Source organism: Flagellimonas oceani (assembly GCF_011068285.1).
Classification (GTDB): domain Bacteria; phylum Bacteroidota; class Bacteroidia; order Flavobacteriales; family Flavobacteriaceae; genus Flagellimonas; species Flagellimonas oceani.
Genome location: NZ_CP049616.1, coordinates 437,301 through 459,361 on the forward strand (window position 1 = coordinate 437,301; position 22,061 = coordinate 459,361).

Consider the following 22,061-nt stretch of genomic DNA (forward strand, 5'->3'; position numbering starts at 1 on the left):
AAAAAAGAGACAGCCCATAACACTTTGGCGAGCGGAAATAGGCTGTCGATAGTTCAATAATTACAAATTACTTATAACCATTTAAACATTATGTGAAATTATGAATTCACTAACTATTAAACAATTAATCAAGTTGACATTCCATACATTTTGCTTTCTGATTGTTTTGGCCCTACTGAATCCGGTGCTTGCCGCCGATGCCAGAGGTCAGGACTTGGAAAGTTTTAAGGTGGACCTGTCCGTGGACGATGCCACCGTAGTAGATGTGCTGAGACAAATTGAAAACCAAACGGATTTCAAATTTGTGTATGACCGCAAAGTGGATAGGTTGCAGAATACCTACAACATTGCATACCAAAACGTTTCACTGAAATCTGTTTTGGAATTGATGGCCAAAGATGCCGACCTTACTTTTAGAAGAATAAATAACACCATTTCCATAGATGTAAAACCAAAGGCACCTAAAAGAGTGGTCGAGGTGGTTTTCCTGACGGTCACTGGGCAAATTACAGATGAAAATGGGGTTCCCTTGGCAGGAGCATCCGTTATGGAAAAAGGCAAGGGCAACGGTACCATTACCGATTTTGACGGAAACTATTCCATCGAGGTAGAGGACGATGCCGTGCTTCAGGTCTCTTATTTGGGATACAAGTCCCAAGAAGTTGCGGTAAACGGACAGAGTACCATTAACGTACAACTGCTTCAAGATGCCACCATGTTGGAAGATGTGGTGGTCGTTGGTTATGGTACCCAAAGAAAGACGGACGTTACCGGTTCCATCGCCTCAGTGGACAGTGAAGATTTCAACAAAGGAATCGTGATGAACCCAGGTCAGCTTTTGCAAGGAAAGGTTGCCGGTGTAAATATTTCCAACGTGAGCGGAGAACCGGGAGCAGAGCAAGATGTGATCATTAGGGGCGTGGGTAGTCTCCGTTCCGGAACAACCCCATTATATGTGATCGATGGTTTTGCCTTGGACAATACCAGCACTGGAGTTCCCACAAACCCGTTGAACTTTATCAACCCGCAGGACATTAAAAGTATAGATGTATTAAAAGATGCCTCCGCGGCAGCCATTTATGGTGCAAGGGCCGCCAATGGTGTAATCGTGATCACCACCAAAAGAGGCAAAGCGGGCAGAACACAAGTGGACTTGAACGTTTCCACAGGTTTTTCCACTTTGGCAAACCAAGTGGATGTGTTCTCTGCCGACCGTTTTAGGCAAGAAGTTGTTGCAGCAGGAGGAACATTGCAAGACGGGGGCGCCAATACCAATTGGCAAGATGCGCTCAGCAGAACAGGATTTACCAAGAATGTAAATTTGGCCATGAGCGGAGCGACCGAGCAGTTTTCGTACCGTGCCTCCTTGGGTGTGAATGATCAAGAAGGAATTTTGAGGGGCAACGACCTTAAACGTTACTCAGGTAGATTGAACCTGACCCAAAGGGCATTCAATGATCGATTGAAGATCGAGTTCAATATGACCGCGACCAGAACGGAGAACCTTCGTGCCGATTCAGACGCCATAGTTCGAGATATGCTTCAATTGAACCCGACCTTACCATTGTATACCAATGGCCAGCCAACATTGTTGGATAATATGTTGAACCCGCTGACCCGTGAGAAAATTTATAGCGATGACGCGTTGAACCACCGAATTTTAGCCAATTTGGCGCCCTCCGTGGAAATCGTGAAAGGGCTTACCTATAAGTTGAACTTAGGTGTGGATTACTCCTCTACGGAAAGAGATGTCCAATACAAGCCATTCTCATTGTTGGAAGACTTTGCCCGTGGTGAATTGAACAGTATTTATACGACCAACAAAAACAGTCTTATCGAAAATACGTTGACCTACAACTTAATGACCGAAAGGCACAATATTACATTTTTGGTCGGGCATACCTATCAAGAGACTTTTGTACATCAAAAGAGTTTTGAAATGGAAGGTTTTTCCGATAACGGAATCGATCCAAAATACCAAGATCAGATCAGTTCGGAAGATACACCAACTTATATGAACACCTACGCGACCAAAAATGAGCTGCAATCCTTTTTTGGAAGGGCCAATTATGTGTTCGATAACAGGTACATGCTAACGGCGACCATGAGGGCGGACGGTTCTTCCAAATTCGGGGGAAACAATAAATACGGGTATTTCCCTTCCGTGGCTGCCGGTTGGAACATTATGAACGAAGAATTCTTAAGTGACAATGCCACCATCAACAATTTGAAATTGAGAGCCAGTTGGGGTAGAACGGGTAATCAGGAGATTCCTTCAAAAATTACCAAAAGAAGCTTTACCGATAGCAGGGACGATAACGACTCCTATCCGATAAATGGTGACGAAAGCACTTTGGCGGATTACCCGTACGGAACCATTTTCACCCGTTTGGCCAACCCCGATATTCAATGGGAAGTGTCCCAACAGACCAACGTAGGTTTGGATTTTGGCCTGTTCAACAATCGCTTGTCGGGAACCTTGGATTACTTTAACAAAGTGTCCGAGAACATATTGTTGGAAGTTACCCCGGCGGACCCTGTTCAGCCTACCGACAAATACTGGACCAATATCCCCGATATGGAGATCAAGAACAGCGGTATCGAATTTGCCTTGGATTACCAAAGCGATTACAGCAAAGATTTCTCCTATAATATTGGCGGTAACTTGGCCTACACCAAAAACGAAGTTGCCAACTCGCCCTACGAAGTTTTGACCACTGGCGCGGCGCAAGGGGCCGGACAAACCGATGCCACCATAAACGGTAATATCAACGGAGAGCCCATCGGAGCATTCTACATACAGGAGTTCTTGGGAATCGGTGACGATGGTCTTAGCATACTATCGGATGAAAGAAGAGTAGTGGGCAGCGCATTACCAGATTTGATCTATGCCTTCTATCTGAACTTCAATTATAAGAATTTTGACCTTGGGTTGAATTTTAACGGAGTTTCTGGTAACAAGGTGTACAACCATACCGCCATGTCGTTGTTCAGTAAAGGACTTTTAAGTTCCAATTTCAATACAACATCCATTGCTACACAATTCCCGAACGAGGATATCACCAACTCCAATGCCGTATCAACCAGATACTTGGAAGATGGGGATTTCTTGAGGCTGAATAACGCTACTTTGGGTTATAACCTAAACCCATCATGGATGGGGCTCGATGGATTGGTCAATACGATTCGTTTGTCCATAACCGGACAAAACTTGTTCGTAATCACCGATTATAGTGGTTTCGACCCGGAGATCAACTCAAATTTGACCATTGACGGTATTCAGACCTTTGGGATCGATTACTTCAATTATCCCAAAACAAGATCACTTGTATTCGGATTAAACGTATCATTCTAATCAAAAAAAATCTAAAATGAAGAGTAAAATAATAATAGCATTATTTGGAATAGGCCTACTGACCAATATGAGCTGTACCGATTTGGAAGAAGAGGTCATTGATGAATCGCTGGAGGGTAGCGGACAGGCAGAAGCAATCAGTGGAGCCATCGCACCTGCTTATGGACAGATAGCATGGACCTGGCGGCACACTAATTATTATGGATTGCAGCTAATACCTGCCGATGAGGCCATTTTGCCCTATCGCGGAGGGGTGGACTGGTACGATAACGGAAAATTTTTGGCTGCACATTCACACGATATAGCTCCCAGCAACGATTTGGTGGGAAGCTCATGGAACGAAGTGACAAAAAACATTTCCAGGACAATAACGGCTATCGACGTTCTTAAACCACTTGCCGATGAGGGGAATGCAGAAGCAGAAGGCGCCTTATATGAAATGATCGCATTGAGGGCCTACTTGAACATGTTGACCTTGGATAGTTGGGGATTGGCCTTCAAAAAGGAAACTTCCGGTGAACTTTCCGAAGTGTTGAGAGGACAGGAAGCCATCGACTATATCGAGAGCGAACTGCTGTCCGTTGTAGATGTGATCAACACAAGCAGGGGACCGGGAAGAATTACCCAAGCCGCTGTATGGGGATTCTTGGCCAGGTTGAACCTGAATGCCACGGTATATCGTGATCCTTACGGAACTCCCGATTTTACAACCGAGGATATGAACAAGGTGATCGAGTACACCGATAACATCATCGATTCAGGGATGTTTTCGTTGTCCCCGGAATATTTTGAACTGTTCAATGACGAAAACCACGATAACCCAGAGTTGATTTTTGCACTGGACCAGCGTGGGGTAATGAACAACGAGCACAGCCGTTGGGCATATTGGTCATTGGCGGGGTCTTGGTACCCCAGACCAGAGCACCCCAGTGCGGACGGTACCGATGGTCCGGCCATTACACCGGATTTCTACCAAACATGGGTAGATGCCTATGGCGACGTAGATCCAGCCGAAGCCGATGCAAGGTTCTATCAGGAAAATCAAACCATACCGGCCGAACTTCAGGATTTGACAGGTGTTTCCCCAGAAAACGATGAAGAACATTACTACTGTATGTCCGCCGAGGATTTTGAAATCAATCGTGGCATCATCAGGGGCGTAATATGGGGCCCGCGTAAGGACGAAAATGGAGCTTTCTTCACCTGTGATGAAGGTTATCGTATTTACCCGGTCATCCAAAGAAAAGGTAACGGACCCGATAAGGATGTGGATTACGTAAACCATAATTTACAAGTGGACTTTACCAATCAGGGAAGATTGCACAAAAACGGTTATCGTGTCTCCAAATATCAATTTAGCCGGACATCGCCAAATGGAAACAATTTCAGTAGTGTGGATTTGGTATTGATGCGTTTGGCGGAAATCTATTTGATGCGTGCCGAGGCCAAATTGAGAACGGGCGACAATGCAGGTGCCCTTGCCGACGTAAACACGGTACGGACATCCAGAACGGCCCGTCCGGCACAAACTCCAGCGGCCTTACCGGCTATAGATTTGGAAATTTTGTTCCGTGAAAGAGGATTTGAACTTTACTGGGAAGGTTTCAGAAGAGGAGATCAGATCAGATTTGGTCACTACGAAGACACTTGGACCGAAAAAACGGACGACAACGTATTTCACAGATTGTTCCCGATTCCCCAAGACGCTATAGATGGAGCATCCAACGTAGCAGGGTATTTGGATCAGAATGAAGGCTATTAAATCAGGTGTATTTATTTAGCTGAGCGGCAAGTTGGTTTAACCACTTGCCGCTTACATTTTTATAAAATAGAGAAAAGCAAATGAAAATTTCTTATAAAACAATCGTTGTGCTCTTGTCCACCTTTGGGTTTATGGGCTGCAGCACAAAAAAGGAGGAAAAACCTTCAGAAATAAAAAAAACCGAGCCCTTGAGCATCATTTTTATGATCGGGGACGGAATGGGGGTGCCCCAAGTATCAACCGCCTACTATTTTGGCGACAGCCTCCCGAATTTCTCGCGGTTCAAGCATATTGGACTGCACAAAACCTCGGCTACGGATTATACCATCACCGATTCGGCTGCGGGGGCAACGGCCTTTTCCATAGGCGAAAAAACCTATAAAAGGGCCATAGGTGTCTCAACGGACTCCATTCCCAAAGAGACCATATTGGAAACCTTGCAGATGGAAGGATACCAAACAGGTCTTATTAGCCTTACAACGATTACGCATGCAACCCCGGCCAGTTTTTATGCCCATGTTACAGACCGTGACATGCATGAGGACATTGCCTTGGATCTATTGGAGACAAAGGTTGATTTCTTTGCAGGAGGGGGCAAAAAATATTTCAATCAAAGGGAAGACGGAAGAAACCTCTTTGAAGAATTGATTGCGGAAAACTATCATTTGGATACCTTGGGATTATCAAAACCCGAGATCGATAAAAGAAATGCCTATATATTGGCAGATGACGGAATTCCATCAAAAACCGAGGGAAGAGGTGAATATTTGTCCGAAGCCACCCAAATGGCCCTGGACTATTTTGATCAAAAGAAAGAACCGTTTTTTATGATGGTGGAAGGTTCCTACATCGATTGGGGAGGCCATGCGGAAAATGCCGAGATGATGATTTCCGAAGTTGCCGACTTTGACAAGACATTGGGTGTTGTCCTGGATTATGTAGAGGAGCATCCCAACACTTTATTGGTGGTTACGGCCGATCATGAAACAGGCGGGGTGAGCATTGGAAAAAATTATAAGGTGGACGAGAGTACGGGCGAAAAAAAGGAAGTGCCCGAAAAAGTAACCGTTTATTTCAATTCCGATCAGCATAGCGGGGAACTGATCCCTGTTTTTTCTGCGGGCAAGGGAGCCGAGAACTTTCAGGGGATTTACGAGAACAACGAAATTTATCACAAAATGATCAACGCCATAAATCAAGCAAAATGAAAAAAAGAACAATCTTTTTATTAGCGATGGGACTTATTTTCCTGATTACAGGGGAAATCTTCGCCCAAACCGTTTATAAAACCCACTCGCATAACGACTACGCTCAGGAAATACCGTTTTGGTACGCGTACAGCAATGGGGCATCGTCCATTGAGGCCGATGTATTTTTGAAAGATGGCTCCCTTTACGTAACCCACGCCGAGGAGGAAATAGTAGAAGGGCAGACCTTGGAGAAGCTGTATTTGGACAGACTCGCAGGTTTGCAGGATTTGGGCGAACTCCGAAAGCTGCAAATGCTTATCGACCTAAAGTCCGAGGCCTATGCCACATTGGACAAATTGGTAGAGGTATTGGAAGGATATCCTAACCTGATTCATGGAGATAAGGTCCAATTTGTGGTATCGGGCAATCGACCCAAACCAGAAGAGTACAAGAATTATCCGGATTTTATTTGGTTCGATCATCAAAATTTGGAGGAGCTGGACAAGATTGATCTGGATAAGGTCGCCCTGATCAGTTCAAACTATAAAAAATATACGGTATGGAACGGCTACGGAAGAATGACGGCTCCCGAGCTTGAAAAAGTAAAAGAGGTGATCGGTTTGGCAAAAGCCACGGGCAAACCATTCCGATTTTGGGCCACACCCGATACCAAGACCGCTTGGGCCAGATTGGCCAGATTGGGCGTGGATTACATAAATACGGACAAACCGGCGTTGGCAAGACAATATTTGGATGATCTGGATAAGAATACCTATACCTTGGAACAACCAATTAATGTGTATCGCCCTAAATATGAATATGATTCGGATGCCCAACCACAGAATATTATTTTAATGATCGGTGATGGGAACGGATTGGCACAGATTTCATCTGCCATGATCGCCAATAGGGGAGAACTTTCCATGACAGGGTTAAAAAATATTGGATTGGTAAAAACATCGTCCGATGATGATTTGGTTACGGATTCGGCTGCCGCGGGAACGGCAATGGGAACAGGGAAAAAAACCAATAATCGGGCCATAGGTACCGACCCCCAGATGCAAACGCTTACAAATCTGGTCGAGGTGGTAAGCAAAAAAGGGTATCTTACAGGAATAATCACTACCGATGCCATATACGGTGCCACACCCTCAGCTTTTTATGCGCACCGAGTGGAGCGCGACGATACCCCTGGATTGGTCCAGGACTTAAAAGAGAGTGAACTTGACTTTTTTATAGCGGGAGGAGAAAATCAAAAAAAATCCATCGAAGAAGTTTTTACGACCCGATCACTGGAAACTTTCAAGGAATTTGCAGGGCCGACCGGAATATATATTGGGGACATCAAGGCGCCCTCTATGTCAAACGGTAGGGGGAATGTACTGCCCATGGCCGTCGCAAAGTCATTGAAGGTGTTGGAGGCCAAGCAAGAACCATTTTTTATGATGGTGGAAGGAGCGCAAATCGACAATGGGGGACACTCCAACAGTACCAGTGACATTGTCCAAGAAATGCTGGACTTTGACCAAGCAGTTGCAGAGGCGTTGAAATTCGCCGATAAAAACAAAAACACCTTGGTGGTCATAACGGCCGATCACGAGACCTCGGGATTTGGAATAATGGGGGGCAGTACGCAAGATGGAAGCGTGCAAGGTGGATTTTTGACCGTGGACCATACGGGTATCATGGTGCCGCTTTTTGCATACGGTCCCAAAGCCCAGAATTTTAACGGAGTTTATGAAAATACAGATGTCTTCGGTAAAATTTTAGAGCTTCTTAAATAAAAATTGAAGATCAATGGTATTCGGTAATACGCCAAATGCCATTGGTTTTTCTCCCGATGGCCATATTCGGCAAAGCATCTTGGCCCATTCTCAAAATAGATTATCCAGTTATATGGGGAGCAGGATAAGATTCTGTAATTTTGAGGTAAATTTCTTTCAAGGGAAAAACTATGGACAAGGACTTGGGTCGTTTACTTTACAATTACTTATTGGAAGCAGGTATGGCAGAAGGCTTGGCGGCATACATCAATCTTTTTGTGTTGATGATTGTTGTTCTGGTGCTTGTTTTTTTATTGGACCTGCTCATTTGGAAGGTCTTGCGCGCACTCTCCGTAAGGCTGGCCAGAAAGTCCATCAACAACTTTGACAATTTTTTGGTGGCCCATAGAGTGCCCCGTTACGTGGCACATATTGTTCCGTTGACTATTTTATTGGAGTTTGTTCCCGTAGCCTTTTCCGATTTTGATTATGCCGAGATCATAGCGCTTAAAACCATCAAGATTCTTTTTGTTCTCTTGGTATTGGTCATATTCCGAAAGTTTTTTAAGAGCGTGAACGGATACTTGCGAACACGCCCTAAGTTTAGGGACAAGCCCATAAACAGTTACGTTCAGGTATTTATGATCTTTGCCTGGGTAGTGGGGCTCCTCACTATTTTTGCGATAGTGACCGGAACCACGGTTTGGAAGTTTTTTACGGCTTTGGGTGCCGTATCCGCCATAATTTTATTGATCTTTAAAGATTCCATTCTCGGACTTGTCGCCAGTATTCAAGTTACCATTAACGATATGGTACGCATTGGCGATTGGATCACTTTTGAAAAATACGGTGCCGATGGCGATGTGGTAGAAATAAGTTTGGCTACCGTAAAGGTCCAGAATTTTGATATGACCATTACCACCATTCCGACCTATGCACTTATTTCCGATTCCTTCAAAAACTGGAGGGGCATGCAGGTTTCAGGTGGACGGAGGATAAAGCGTTCGTTGATCATTCGGCAAAAAAGCATTCGTTTTCTGAAAGATGAGGAAATCGAGGCCCTTAAAAAGATTCAGCTGATAGAGGGCTACATTACTACAAGGAACGATCAGATCAGATCATATAATGAAGAGAACAAGATCAATAAAGAACTATTGGTCAATGGTAGAAACCTTACCAATTTTGGTGTTTTTCGTAAATATGTGACCAATTATTTGGAAGGCCATTCGGCCATAAACAAAAAAATGACCTTGATGGTAAGACAATTGCAGCCTACCGCACAAGGCATTCCGTTGGAAATCTATGCCTTTAGTTCGGATAAACGTTGGGAGAACTATGAATATGTTATGGCGGATATTTTTGACCATCTTTTGGCCGCATTGCCTTATTTCTCCTTGGAGCTTTTTGAGCTACCGGTTTCGAAGGAATTTGTACCGGACCAAGAGAACGATGCCAAGTCTTGATTTTGAATATATGGTCCCCGATGCTGGAATTTTTATGTTGGGCTTGACTTAGGATTTATCACCCACCAATAGTGGACCTGATGAGGTTCCGATTCGGGAAACGCCGAGCTCAATATATTTTAGTGCCTGCTCTTTCGTTTTGATGCCTCCGGAAGCTTTGATTTTTGCATGATCCCCCACTGCTTTTTTCATTAGTTCGACATCTTCGAAAGTGGCGCCTCCTGTTCCAAAACCGGTTGAGGTTTTTACAAAGTCCGCATTGGCATCAACAGTCAGGGCACAAGCAATGTTCTTTTCTTCATTGGTGAGGAAGCATGTTTCTATAATGACTTTCAGCAGATGGTCGCCAATGGCTTTTTTCACATCTTTGATTTCATCCCTAACAGCATCATGATCCTTCATTTTAAGCCATCCCACATTAATCACCATATCTATCTCGTCCGCGCCGTTTTCAATGCAGTCAGCAGCTTCTAGCACCTTGGTTTTGGTAGACATGGCTCCCAAAGGAAATGCGACTACGGATGCAATTTTAACATGGGTTCCCCTAAGTATACTTTTAGCAAGGCCTACATGGCACCCATGCACACAAACGGCATAAAATTCATGTTCAATGGCCTCCTGGCACAAGTTGGCGATGTCGGTATTGGTCGCAGTTGGTTTTAAACAGGTATGGTCGATGTATTTTTCTAGGGACATTTGGGGATTATGTATTGATTTATGCTAAAGATAGCCAACAGCTATGATTTATTGGAATGGTGCAGCTCAACTTTTTTTGAAATGTAAGGGGGATAAAAACAAAAAACCGATGAAAAATTCATCGGTTTTTTTAAAAAGTGACCTGAGATATTGAACTCCAATCTCAAATTTCCACCTTCATCATAGTACCAAAAGGATAATTGACTTTTGAATTTGATTTTTCTAACTAGATCATGGAAATATTCAGGGCTCCAAATACTTAAAATATTGTCATCTTTAATAAATCTGACAACATCTTCTTTAATGTTTTTAAATGATACTGCTTCAATTTGTTTTTGAAGCAGTTCAATTAGCTGTTCTGGAGAAATATTGTCCGCTTGCCAGTCGTTTGTGTCTTTTGCCCTTGCCAAAAAATGGCTCAGGTCCAAAGAAATTCCCTTCTTGATATACCATTCCAGATCATACCAGTCTCGCGCTTTTACCCTATTTTCCATTTTCTAAATAATAATGCGTGCACTTTACCAGCAAACAAGCATGGTCCTGTAAAGCACTTTACATAAAAAGAAAATGGCCTGAGAAATAGCTTTTCTTCTGTATAAAGTTCAGGGGGGGGCGTCGGTCCACTTCTATTTTTATTTTCAGGGTCCTGTTGGAACGTACCCCTGTTTGTTTAATAACATCTTCAAGTACGATTTCCTGCCATATGGTTTCAGCTTTCAAAAAAGCAGAGTCAATCGCTGATTCTTTGGTCTTATGCTTTTCCTTAATACTTACATTGAATCCCAACGATTTAAATTCATCCAGAATTGTTTTGAAATAAGGTTCGATGGAAAAATCGGGATCTGGTTGAAGTAAAGAGAGGTCTAGGTCTTCTGAATACCTGTCCAGCCCATAGAAAATTCTGAGAGCGGTTTCGCCGTAAAAGCCTGTTTTTTTTAGGTGCGTTTTCAATCCATGTTTCCATAATCTCCAGATTCAATGTATTCAATATTTCACTATCCATTCGAAGATCGTCCAATAGAAATTGTTGCGTTTGCTTGATGCTTCTGAGATTGACCCTAGGTGTCAACACGATTTTATCGCACAACGCCTTTTCAGGAGAAGCAATCAGAGCTGTTTGCTTGGGGGAGTATGCTATACTTTTTATTCCATGAGAATAATAGGGTAACTTTAGTTGATGGTAACTAAACCTTCCAACTGCGGTTTTATATGTTTTTGAAGTTTTTATTGTTGCCGAACTTATCTCATAAATTCTCTCCGGGATTAGGTTCCAGTAGAATAGTGCAGCTTCCAATGAAACATAACTGGGTCCCCTTAGGTGATTTGCTATTAGAAAAGGTTCCGGTGATGGTAGATCCATTTCTGGGCCTGTTATATATAGTCCCCTTCTAATGGGTATGAGCTCATTGTTTTTGATCAACTCACCGATTTTATCGTTGGGGCGATCGTAATCGCTAAGTAATTCCAAAATTAGATGTCTGGAAATGGGTCCTTCTGCAAAATCTTTTATCTTCGTTCGAAAATCCATATTGTAACTATATGACTATATAATCGGATATTTTCCGATTATGTATGCTTTTTGTAACAATTGTATGGGGGTGGTTACAAGTGAACATCAGTAAGGACGTATTTGATGTATTCGAAAATGAGTAAGCATTACAAATTGCAAAGAGGCTTAGTAAAGGAACAGCTAGTGGGATGGCTTTCTTCAAAGTTTAATAGTTTTATTAATTGAAACTTGAGTCTTCCTAATTATGGACGCAAGTTTTTAATGAATGGTTCCCATGAAATAGTGTAAAATCCGAGTCCTATTGATCAAGGGCCCGCTTAATTTTCAACCTGCCAATCGGTGGTTTGAAGATTATAATTCATTTAATTGGAAAACCCTTTGAACCTTTTCCGTATTACATTGAAAAAGGCGCAGTCTACCTGAAAACTACGCCTTTTCACTACTAAACCTAATTAAACTAACTCAAACAAAATTCTTACCCTAGTGTTCCCGTAAACTATTTGTGCAGGTTCTTACTTTTTAAATAGTCTATTAAGATTTGTGGCCTATCGGTCTGAATCATATCGATATGGTTTTCAATAAACCAATCGTAGGTTGATGGTTCTAAACAGCTCTTTAATAGCACGTGGCCAATTGATTTTAGAACTCCTATTTTAGGTCTTTCAGAAGAAATAAATTAACTTTGCATTAACATTTGATTAAAGGGTTTGAAAATAAACTGGTTGTTTGGTGGTACTCGTAAAATAGAGCATGATAATCTACGGGTCAATATGGAATATGGCTTAGAGCTAAAAGTTCGACTCGTTCTCATAAGGGAAGCAGAACATCTTTTGGAACATTTAGATCTTATCGTATTAAATGTAGAACCTACCACAGGTAATGTTCAAATCGACCCTAGTATTCCTGAACCCTTGTTCTCTGTATTATCTCAAAATCTTCACTTGTTGACCATGTCTATTGCTAAGGTCAAAACGCGATAGTTTCGTCTCAACTTGGAATGTTGTAAGTTGAAACCCAGCACCTAATTGATTTTATTTTTTGAAATCAAATCAAACTTGAACATTGTCATTTAAATGATAGAAAGGGCATATTGAATTCAATTAACCTTAATTTAATTTTGGAACCGTGTCGAAGGGCTAATTTAAGGCCGTGAAAAGGGATGTACATTTCAAAAAAGTATATAATGACCGTGACTTGGATTGGCTTACATTCAATGCGCGTGTTTTGCAGGAAGCTGCAGACCCAACCAATCCATTGTACGAGCGATTGAAGTTTTTGGCCATATTTTCGTCCAACCTCGATGAGTTTTTCAGGGTGAGGGTTTCCAAGTTGCGGCAGCTCAAAAAAGTGGACAAGGCCATTCGTCGGCCTTTGGCCCTCAAGCCCAATAAAAACTTAAAATCCATTTTAGCGGAGGTGGACCGGCAGCAGGAACTTTTTGGTCAAATATTTAGGAAACAGCTTTTACCGGAACTATCCAAGAAGGGTATTTATCTGTTGGAACTCGATGCCTTTGATAAGGAGCACAGGAACTATCTCGAACGGTTTTTTGTCGACCATATCCAATCCCATTTGCAGTTGGTCACCTCTTTGAAAGCATCAGGAGGAATCAAAGACGGATATATCTATATCTGTGTGGAATTCAAAGAATCGGAGGAGTTGGTGTTTCTCTCTGTTTCAGTACCTGAAATCGGACGGTTTATAGAAGTGCCACATCCCAGTGAGGGGCATCACCTTGTTTTCCTTGAGGATATCATCAAGTTGAACGTGCCGCTCCTTTTTCCGGGAGAATCCATCGCTTCCCTGTTTACCGTCAAAGTCTCCCGTGATGCGGAACTGTATCTCGAGGACGATTACCAGGGCGCTTGGATCACACAGATCTATCAGGCATTGGAGCAGCGTCAGGAAGGCCAGCCCACCCGTCTCTTGTATGAGGGAGGAATGCCCAATCGTGTTCGTAAATCGGTAGCAAAGCAATTGGGACTTGGAAAGGCCGATATGGTCAAGGGAGGAAGCCATCATAACTTTAGTGATTTTATGGAGTTTCCTGACCCGATCAGGGACCCATCATTCCTTTATTCTCCAATGCCTCCTTTGGAACACAAGGATTTTAAGGCTAATCCCAACTTTTTTAAGTTGATTCGGGAAAAGGATCGGGTGCTTCATTTTCCGTATCAAAAGTTTGGTTACATCGAGGACTTTATACAACAGGCAGCTATGGATCCCAAAGTGTCAACTATACGTATCTCGCTATACCGTATCGCCAAGGATTCCGCATTGACCCAAGCATTGTTGAAGGCCATAGATCAAGGGAAGGATGTAAGCGTATTTGTGGAGACCAAAGCACGTTTTGATGAGCGCAACAATTTGGATTGGGGCAAGATCTTCGAGGAAAGGGGAGGTACCGTGCATTATAGTTTTCCCAATGTAAAGGTGCATTCGAAAATACTGCTGATCGGACGTTTGGAACACGGTACAATCCGAAATTATGCATATATCGGAACGGGCAATTTTAACGCAAAAACGGCGAAGATCTATTGCGATCATGGTATTTTTACTGCTGATGTGTCCATTACCAAGGACTTGGAGCAAGTGTTTTTGGTATTGCAACGCAAGGTTCTGGTACCTAGGTTGAACAACTTGCTGGTATCCCCGTACAATAGTAGACTTGGCTTTGAACATCTGATCCAATATGAAATCGAACAGGCACAATTGGGACAGGAAGCCACCATCACCATTAAAATGAACAGTTTAGAGGATAAGGGCATGATTGATTGGTTGTACAGGGCCAGTCAAGCAGGGGTAAAGATCAAACTCCTGGTTCGGGGCTTTTGTTGCTTGGTGCCTGGGGTGAAAGGATTGAGTGAACGTATTGAGGTCATCAGTATAGTCGATCGGTTTCTGGAACATGGTCGCATCTACCTTTTTGAGCACGGGGGAGACCAAAAGATGTATCTTGGAAGTGCCGATTGGATGAAAAGGAACCTTGACCATAGGATTGAAGTGCTTGCCCCGGTTTTTGACAAGGAGGTGTTCGAAGAGTTAAAGGAAATCTTGATGTTACAGATGTCCGACAATGTCAAGGCCAGAAAAAGGAAACAGAATGCTGAAAATTTATATGTGAAGCAACGAAAGGATGAAAAAGGTATTCGATCCCAATATGAAATATATCAATATTTAAAAAAGCAGAAGTAGACTTCTAAAACAAGCGATTTTTCTAACTCAAAGAAGATACCGATCAGGATGAAGTTTCCCTTTTTTTGGGGTTGTGAACCAAACATTTGGCCAATTGGAATCAATCCATCAATCTCAGGGTCAATTTTACAGTTTCCATGAGTTCTTTCTTGTTCCTGTTGATTTTGGAAACGACCAGCATACCGTTGTATAAGGTAAATAGGAGTGATGCCAGTGATTTCAAATCATTGCCTTCTTTTAGCTGACCATTTTCTTGCCCCTTTTTGAGGTATTCATAAAAAAGTTGTTCAAAAGCACTCCTGTTAGTCGATAGAATTTCCAGACAGCTTTCATTGTTGGGAACAAGTTCTGTGGTATTGTTTACCGCAAAACAACCTTTCCTATCTGGGTCAAGCAAGGCCTCTTCAATGGCTTTATTGAAGAGGGCATAAAAGCCATCCCTGACATTGGAGTGACTGTTTAAGAGTTGAGAAATTCCTTCAATGCTTTGTTTGCGGTACAGCGCAAAGGATTTTTTGAAAAGTTGCTCTTTATCTCCAAAAGTGTCATATAGACTTGCCCTGTTAATGCCCAAATGCGATACGAGATCCTGTATGGACGTGGCAGCATAGCCCTGCTTCCAAAACAAATGCATTGCCTTGGTCAAGACCTCCTCTTCATCAAATAACTTTACTCTTGGCATAACAAAAAATGTGGAAGCGCAAATCTGCACTTCCACAAAACTAAATTCTTGGAACAATCATTCCAAATATAAACACAAAAATTAAACGGCGAATATGGGGTTGACGTTTAGTCCACCATCCACGTTGTATTCGGCACCGGTGATAAAAGATGCCTTGTCTGAGGCCAAAAAAGCCGCTACTTCAGCGATTTCCTCGGGTCTTCCGTATCTCTTTAATGGGATTCGGTCTTGCATCATGTCCCCCATACCTTTCAATTGTTCCTCGGACATGCCCGTTTTACTAAAAATAGGCGTGGCGATTGGTCCAGGGTTTAGCGCATTGATTCTGATTTTTCTTGGGGACAATTCCGTTGCCGCGGCACGGGTGTAGGCGTTCAACGCTGCTTTGGAAGCACCGTAAACCGCCGTGTTGGGCATCCCGGTATATGCATTTATCGATGATAGGTTGACAATATTGCCTCCATCCTTGAGAATGGGGAGGAACTTTTCAATGGTGAACACCGCTCCTTTAAAATTGATGTCCAATAGATTGTCAAATCCGTCTTCGGTGCTCTGCCCTACGGGCATAGGAATAAAAACACCTGCATTGACAAACAGAATGTCTATTTTTCCAAATTCCTCGGCAATCAGCCCTACTGCCTCATCAATGGCAGATAGATTCAAAACATCTGCTATAATACCTTTGATGCCCAGTTCGGCTGCTGCCAATTCCACTTTTTCCTTTGAGCGGCCCGTGATAATGACTGTAGCCCCTTCTTCCTTGAACTTTTTAGCTGTAGCATAACCGATACCACTGTTTCCTCCAGTGATTACTGCTATTCTACCTTTTAATGTACTCATCTTTAGTTGTTTTATAAGATTAATAATATTGGAATGAACGTTCTAAATACAAACCTACAAATAATAGAACGAACATTCCAAATAAAAATGAATTTATAATGAATTATTAATAATAGACATTAAGGTTGGTACCTCTGTTTGTATCCCAGTTCTTGAAGTGAGCTGTTTTTGTTTGAAAAACGTTTTCTTAACAAAGCAGGCCTTATATGAAGTTTCATTTTGTAGGATTCAGTTGCGGTATTAGGAGGTTTTTTATACGGTGCAGTCGATCATATGACCCATTTAAAACCCTTTACTTATCGTATGGGATGATAGAACCATCGAGCCCAACAAAGAAAGTTACATGAACCATTATAAGCTGATATTTACTGCTGAAGTAGTTATTTAATGGGAGCCTATCCGCTTGATTAGAAATTGGACATAATCTTTTTACTTGGCCATTTGGTGTTCAGGGCAGTCCACCCGGATTTCAGTCTCGGCAAGTGGTGTTTTTAGCAAATTGCAATAATGAATGCCATTTTCAGCTTTATAAAAGGAACAGGTAAAACACATTCGTTGAATGGTAATGATTCCCGATTTATTGAGATCATGAATCAATTTCAACAATCCGTTGAGCATGGCCTTTTTTTGTGCTTCGGTCAATTTTTCAATGGGTTGTTGCATTGAGGAAGCGAAGAACGATGCTTTTTTAGCTATATTTTTTCCTTCGCTGGTAAGGGAAAGCGAATAGCTTCTGGTGTCCGTAGGGTCTGTTTCTTTGGAGACCAAGGCCTTGTTGAGCAATACCCTGACGCTATCACTGATCGTAGCCTTGGTCATATTGAACTCGTCGGCCAAATACCCCACCTTACATTTCTCCAATGAATGGAAGTGGATGAAGATCAAAATTTGGATTTGAATGGGGCTCAATGCATTTTCCTTGCTTTCGTTCCAAAGCAGTACTCGGAACGCTTCCGAGATCCGTTCCAGTGCCACTACGATTCGGCTTTCGATTTTTTGGTTTTGCTCGTTTAAATTGAATGTGGATTGTTTCATGGGGTTGTATTTTTGGCCACATAGACCCAGGCCTCTTGTCCGGATTCAAAGGTTTCGTATATTCTGCGGTAATCGCCCACTTCATACGCATCCGTTTCAACAAGTTCGGCCGTGGTGATCTCAAATAGGGTTCCTTCGATACAATCTGTTTCAGAATTTGACTTTACGGCAATCGGGTGATGTTCCAGTTGACTTTTGGCAACTACCGTAGCATCCGTGATTTTTATTTTTTCAATCTTGTATCCCCGCAAACTATCCCGCTTTCCTTTTAAGGTGCGTCCATAATTTTTAAGCTGAACCTTCTCGAGTTGCAATGTACCATAGGAGAAGAGTAAGTGTATTGGTTCCTTCATTGGCAATTTTCCATTTCGATGATAATATATCCCTGTTGCTTGATTTCCGCTTCCCATTCCGACCTCAAGGTTTCCATATGGCAGAAGCTGCATTCTTTTGATGTCAGGGGTTGTCCTTCCTGTCCCTTGGTTCTTAGATAAGCCCTGCCATAACCGTGGATCATAGCCTTATTTGTGACTTCTTCGGGGACTACAATGTCAAAGTGCATGGTGCTACCGTCTTTTTTAGTCACATAAGTGTCCCAAACTGCTACTTTCATTTTTTGTTCCATTGTGGAAAAATATAAGCCTCGTAAAGGTAGGAATCCTAACTTTACGGGGCAAATAAATTTAATTTACTTGATAGGGCAAGGACAAATCGCCACTTGCTACAGCATATACCTTGTAAACACCGAGCATGGGTTTGTCCCCACTATTCCGTCCATCGTCACTTCCTGTATGCACTTGCATATAGGCAGTTACCCCGTCATAGGAAAAATCGGTCCTGTTGTTGATCCGATAATCCGGAACAACCACTTTTATGGTATTTCCTTTGGTGATGACCTGAAATCCAGGGGAGTCCATATACATGGGCATTCCCGGATTCGTCGGTGGTAGGACCACACTCGTATCCTTTGGGTCAAACTGTTTTACGGCCAAACCGCCTTCCACCCGTTTATCCTCGGTCAAGACTACCCAATGCGGATGCCAAACAATTCCATCATTGGCAAAATTGTTGTCCGCGTTTTCATCCCAAAGCGGGGTGTCGTCAAAGTCGGGATGTGACGTCAGGGCAAGGGCGACTATACCTTCGGTATTGCCAAATCCCACATCCGTTGGTTTTAGGGAGGTAGGAAACACGTAGCCCAAAACAGGCGCTCCATTGAGTTGGCCAGCCGGTGTCGGGGTTGTCTTTCCCGCCGTTCCCTTTACGGTGATTTCCCATAGGGTTGCCCCAATCCCGGTCAAGTGCTTTACGCTTACCTTTTTGATTTGGAAATCTGAATTATGGTACTTGCCACATGGGTCGCAAGGATATCCTTGCACGGTATAAAACAAGAGTCCAAGAAGAAGAAATAATGGTTTCATTGATTTAAATGTTACTGGTTGAAAAATTAGGTTAGAAGCTTCCAGTTAGATTAGGATTCCTAACTTTTTGATTTAAATTTTTATCCCTTTACATCGGCCATGGACGCGCCAAAATTAATGTGCAGTACATTTCCATTGGGAGTCAGCAAAGCGGGAACCGATTTTACCCCTGCTTTTTCGGCTTCTGCAATTCGGTTTCGGTCTTCGCCAATGTGAACAAGTTCTACATTGTCCTTGCCCACTAGATTGATGATGTCGTGCTCTGCGCTCACACAAACTGGACATCCTGCGTGATAAAATACTGATTTAGTCATTTTGTTAGGTTTTAAATGATATTGGCACTATTGCCGATTCAAATATAGTAAGGAATCCTAACTAATAAAATTATTTTAAAGATTTATTTTGAAAATGGTGCTAGTTGTTTGGCTTTTCTTTTCAGTTTAGGGTGGCCTTCCTCACAAAGGGCAAGACCATAGGGGGGATAATTATGAATGTAGTTGATATATTCGACATTGAGGGTGTTATTATGGAAGGATTATAACCAACCTCGAGAAACGCCTGTTCATAGAGGATTTTTAGCAATTCAAAATTTAATGTTTACCGAAATATCCCATTTTTAGGACTTTCGGGAGGGTCATTTGTGGGTGGAATCGATTTGCCCGCCTTTCAACAAACGCTAATTTGAATTGAGAATTCTTTATGATTGTAAATTTAAGCCTCTAATTAGTTGGTGACGATATTAATAACACATGGAACTCTCACTGTAAGTTCGTTTCGGCTAACTAAATAATGACCTTTGACACTACGATAAGAAACTGAACCTTAAACTTTGGATTGGTTCCCAATATTTTCAGTTTTCTTTTTGCGCTTTATGGATTTATATAGGCCGAAACACGCAATTATTCCCCAGGCCAAGTTGATAAAAAGAACGGCCCAAGCCGCATAATAGGCAGCATTTGCCACAAAGAGGGCGCCGCCGGCAATGTTGTACCAATGATACACAGGTTGGTCGGCATTCCATTTCCCTTTGATCAAGTTGTAATATGAGAAAAGAAAACAAAAAGATCCAACCCACCCGAGTAATTCAAAGAAAAGGCTCATGAATCTTCATACTTAAAAAGGCTCAAACAATGATTAATATAGATTTCCTGCTGTTTTCTATGGTTGTCATCACCTGTTGGAAACATGCCCATGTAATAATAGGAACCATCAACCAGAGCAAATATTATTTCCGTCAATTCCTCAATATTGGTATTGGTTATAATGCCATGGTCATAAGCCATTTTTAATTCTTCATGAAGAACTTCGTGGAGCTGTAATAGGTATTGTTTAAAACTGTCGTTGAATGCCTTGTTTCTATATACCAGTGCATAACAACTATAGAAGACACCATCGTCAAAATATTGGTTCCATTTACGGGAAAATAAATTTCTGATGAGGTTTTCAAGATCTTCACGGGTCTTTAAAGTGGATAGATTTCCTTCAACCAACACATTCATATGTTGTTGCAGAATATACTCGTTCAAACCCAAGAGCAACTCATCTTTAGTGTTAAAGTAGTGCATCACCAATCCATTGCTGATACCCATGGATTCCGCGACTTTGGCTATTGAGGCATTCTCTAGACCAATATGCTTCGCCACTTCATAAAAGGCTTGGATAATCTCCAGTTTTCTTGTTGGCCCCAAGCTTTTTCTTCCCATCTTTCGCTGATTTATATAAATATATTGTTAAAAATCAAGACAACAATATTACTCTTTTTTTTGAAAATAGATTAACTGAACAGTCATTCAATTTATTTTACGATTCCATAACAATGACTTAAATATTCTTTAATTGAACAGTCGTTCAATTTATATTCCTTTGGCTTCTGTTAATACCAAGGAAAAAATGAATATAAGTAAGCTTAGTGTAATTATAGGAATACTGGTTATGGGCATGTCCAGAGCACAAGATGTTCAATCGGATTTGTCGGATAAGAAAGTGGTCTTCATCATTGTTGATGGTATTTCTGCAGATCAATTAAAGACAGCTAATACTCCCTATTTGGATCAAATTGGCAGGGTTGGTGCCTATACTGATGCTTATGTCGGTGGGGGAAAGGGGACTTACTCCGAAACCCCTACCATATCGGCCGTAGGGTACAATAGTTTGATCACCGGCACGTGGGCAAACAAGCATAACGTCTGGGGCAATGGCATTAAGAGTCCAAATTATAACTATCCAACCATTTTTAGATTGTATAAAGACCACAATCCAAATGGCACCATAGGTGTGTTTTCTTCGTGGCTTGACAATAGAACAAAATTATTGGGCGAGGGCATGGACGCTACTGGGCAAATACAGGTGGATCATCATTTTGATGGGTTGGAATACGATACCATCAACTTTCCCCACGATATCCGTCGAAATTTTATGAAGCTCATTGATTATACAGTGGCCGATCATGCTGCTGAGACCATACGGCGTGAAGGTCCTGATTTGTCCTGGGTCTATTTGGAATTCTCCGACGATATGGGCCATGGTTATGGAGATAGCGACCGTTTTACCGCTGCCGTTGAGTTTGAAGATTACTTGGTGGGAAAAATATGGAAGGCTGTTGAAGAGCGTCGAACCGAACATAAGGAGGAATGGTTGTTCGTGGTCACCACCGATCATGGTAGAACAGAAGAAGACGGTAAGCATCACGGCGGACAATCGGACCGTGAGCGAAGTACTTGGATAGTAACCAATTCGAAGGATACCAATGGTTACTTCAATTCGAAAACTCCCGGGGTGGTGGATATACTTCCAACCATTGTGGACTTTCTGAACATCGAAGTACCACAATCGGTACGCCGCGAGTGGGATGGAGTTTCCCTTATTCAACCCGTGGATGCTGTCGATTTGAGGGCAATCAAAAAGGGTAGCCACCTTGAGGTATCCTGGGAAGCTCTATCGGAGGGCAGTGGAAATCTCTACATGAGTTCCACCAATGCGTTTAAAAATGGAGGGCAGGATGATTATAAACTCATCGAAACAGTACAGCTCGAAAAGGGAAAATTGAAAATTCCATTGCGCAAACTATCCAAAGGGTTTTGCAAGCTCATATTGGAAACCAAAAACACCACATTGAATACGTGGTATGTAGAAGAATAAAAACCTTTTTA

19 protein-coding genes are annotated in these 22,061 nt (G+C 42.3%); 7 read left to right on the forward strand and 12 right to left on the reverse strand.

What is annotated here, in order from left to right:
• Positions 1 to 100 precede the first annotated feature (100 nt).
• The 5 genes from GVT53_RS02065 to GVT53_RS02085 all read left to right on the forward strand — a co-directional run bounded on the left by GVT53_RS02065 (position 101) and on the right by GVT53_RS02085 (position 9,533).
• Positions 101 to 3,355, forward strand: coding sequence for a SusC/RagA family TonB-linked outer membrane protein (locus GVT53_RS02065; protein WP_166247190.1), 3,255 nt, complete (start codon positions 101 to 103; stop codon positions 3,353 to 3,355).
• Between the two features lie 16 nt (positions 3,356 to 3,371).
• Positions 3,372 to 5,117 (forward strand): RagB/SusD family nutrient uptake outer membrane protein, encoded by a 1,746-nt coding sequence (locus tag GVT53_RS02070; RefSeq protein WP_166247191.1) that lies wholly within the window; start codon positions 3,372 to 3,374, stop codon positions 5,115 to 5,117.
• 80 nt (positions 5,118 to 5,197) lie between these two features.
• Positions 5,198 to 6,325: an alkaline phosphatase gene (locus GVT53_RS02075; protein ID WP_166247192.1), complete on the forward strand. Its 1,128-nt coding sequence runs from the start codon at positions 5,198 to 5,200 to the stop codon at positions 6,323 to 6,325.
• On the forward strand, positions 6,322 to 8,091 hold the full coding sequence (locus tag GVT53_RS02080; protein WP_240905118.1) for an alkaline phosphatase: 1,770 nt from the start codon (positions 6,322 to 6,324) through the stop codon (positions 8,089 to 8,091). The genes GVT53_RS02075 and GVT53_RS02080 overlap by 4 nt, the downstream gene beginning before the upstream one ends.
• A gap of 170 nt (positions 8,092 to 8,261) precedes the next feature.
• Positions 8,262 to 9,533: a mechanosensitive ion channel family protein gene (locus GVT53_RS02085; RefSeq protein WP_166247193.1), complete on the forward strand. Its 1,272-nt coding sequence runs from the start codon at positions 8,262 to 8,264 to the stop codon at positions 9,531 to 9,533.
• 48 nt (positions 9,534 to 9,581) lie between these two features.
• Here the strand turns inward: GVT53_RS02085 and deoC are convergent, their stop codons facing one another.
• The 3 genes from deoC to GVT53_RS20915 are packed head-to-tail and all read right to left on the reverse strand — an operon-like array spanning position 9,582 to position 11,180.
• The gene (gene deoC / locus GVT53_RS02090) at positions 9,582 to 10,229 is read right to left on the reverse strand and encodes a deoxyribose-phosphate aldolase (RefSeq protein ID WP_166247194.1); all 648 of its coding nucleotides are present in this window, start codon (positions 10,227 to 10,229) and stop codon (positions 9,582 to 9,584) included.
• 41 nt (positions 10,230 to 10,270) lie between these two features.
• A complete protein-coding gene (locus GVT53_RS20910) occupies positions 10,271 to 10,723 on the reverse strand; it encodes a nucleotidyl transferase AbiEii/AbiGii toxin family protein (RefSeq protein ID WP_205791849.1) in 453 nt (150 codons plus the stop codon).
• Positions 10,724 to 10,781: 58 nt separating this feature from the next.
• Positions 10,782 to 11,180, reverse strand: a complete 399-nt coding sequence (locus tag GVT53_RS20915) for a nucleotidyl transferase AbiEii/AbiGii toxin family protein (protein ID WP_205791851.1) — start codon at positions 11,178 to 11,180, stop codon at positions 10,782 to 10,784.
• 1,708 nt (positions 11,181 to 12,888) lie between these two features.
• Between GVT53_RS20915 and ppk1 the strand changes: the two genes are divergently transcribed.
• Positions 12,889 to 14,934, forward strand: a complete 2,046-nt coding sequence (gene ppk1, locus GVT53_RS02100; protein ID WP_166247195.1) for a polyphosphate kinase 1 — start codon at positions 12,889 to 12,891, stop codon at positions 14,932 to 14,934.
• Positions 14,935 to 15,034: 100 nt separating this feature from the next.
• On the opposite strand, the gene GVT53_RS02105 is transcribed toward ppk1, so the two are convergent.
• From GVT53_RS02105 to GVT53_RS02145, 9 genes are all read right to left on the reverse strand, one after another.
• The gene (locus tag GVT53_RS02105) at positions 15,035 to 15,616 is read right to left on the reverse strand and encodes a TetR/AcrR family transcriptional regulator (RefSeq protein WP_166247196.1); all 582 of its coding nucleotides are present in this window, start codon (positions 15,614 to 15,616) and stop codon (positions 15,035 to 15,037) included.
• A gap of 81 nt (positions 15,617 to 15,697) precedes the next feature.
• Positions 15,698 to 16,456 (reverse strand): SDR family NAD(P)-dependent oxidoreductase, encoded by a 759-nt coding sequence (locus GVT53_RS02110; protein WP_166247197.1) that lies wholly within the window; start codon positions 16,454 to 16,456, stop codon positions 15,698 to 15,700.
• Positions 16,457 to 16,885: 429 nt separating this feature from the next.
• A complete protein-coding gene (locus GVT53_RS02115; protein ID WP_166247198.1) occupies positions 16,886 to 17,491 on the reverse strand; it encodes a MarR family winged helix-turn-helix transcriptional regulator in 606 nt (201 codons plus the stop codon).
• Positions 17,488 to 17,844, reverse strand: coding sequence for a gamma-glutamylcyclotransferase family protein (locus GVT53_RS02120; protein WP_166247199.1), 357 nt, complete (start codon positions 17,842 to 17,844; stop codon positions 17,488 to 17,490). The genes GVT53_RS02115 and GVT53_RS02120 overlap by 4 nt, the downstream gene beginning before the upstream one ends.
• Positions 17,841 to 18,104: a DUF2024 family protein gene (locus tag GVT53_RS02125; protein WP_166247200.1), complete on the reverse strand. Its 264-nt coding sequence runs from the start codon at positions 18,102 to 18,104 to the stop codon at positions 17,841 to 17,843. Before GVT53_RS02125 ends, GVT53_RS02120 begins: the two co-directional genes overlap by 4 nt.
• A gap of 70 nt (positions 18,105 to 18,174) precedes the next feature.
• Positions 18,175 to 18,912: a hypothetical protein gene (locus GVT53_RS02130; RefSeq protein ID WP_166247201.1), complete on the reverse strand. Its 738-nt coding sequence runs from the start codon at positions 18,910 to 18,912 to the stop codon at positions 18,175 to 18,177.
• An 80-nt stretch (positions 18,913 to 18,992) separates the two neighbouring features.
• Entirely contained in the window at positions 18,993 to 19,226 is a 234-nt protein-coding gene (locus GVT53_RS02135) for a thioredoxin family protein (RefSeq protein ID WP_166247202.1), read from the reverse strand.
• A 508-nt stretch (positions 19,227 to 19,734) separates the two neighbouring features.
• Positions 19,735 to 19,947: a CBU_0592 family membrane protein gene (locus tag GVT53_RS02140; protein ID WP_166247203.1), complete on the reverse strand. Its 213-nt coding sequence runs from the start codon at positions 19,945 to 19,947 to the stop codon at positions 19,735 to 19,737.
• A gap of 62 nt (positions 19,948 to 20,009) precedes the next feature.
• Complete coding sequence (locus GVT53_RS02145) at positions 20,010 to 20,615, reverse strand: TetR family transcriptional regulator (RefSeq protein WP_166247204.1); 606 nt, start codon at positions 20,613 to 20,615, stop codon at positions 20,010 to 20,012.
• A 187-nt stretch (positions 20,616 to 20,802) separates the two neighbouring features.
• Between GVT53_RS02145 and GVT53_RS02150 the strand changes: the two genes are divergently transcribed.
• Entirely contained in the window at positions 20,803 to 22,050 is a 1,248-nt protein-coding gene (locus tag GVT53_RS02150; protein WP_166247205.1) for an alkaline phosphatase family protein, read from the forward strand.
• The last annotated feature ends 11 nt before the right edge of the window (positions 22,051 to 22,061 follow it).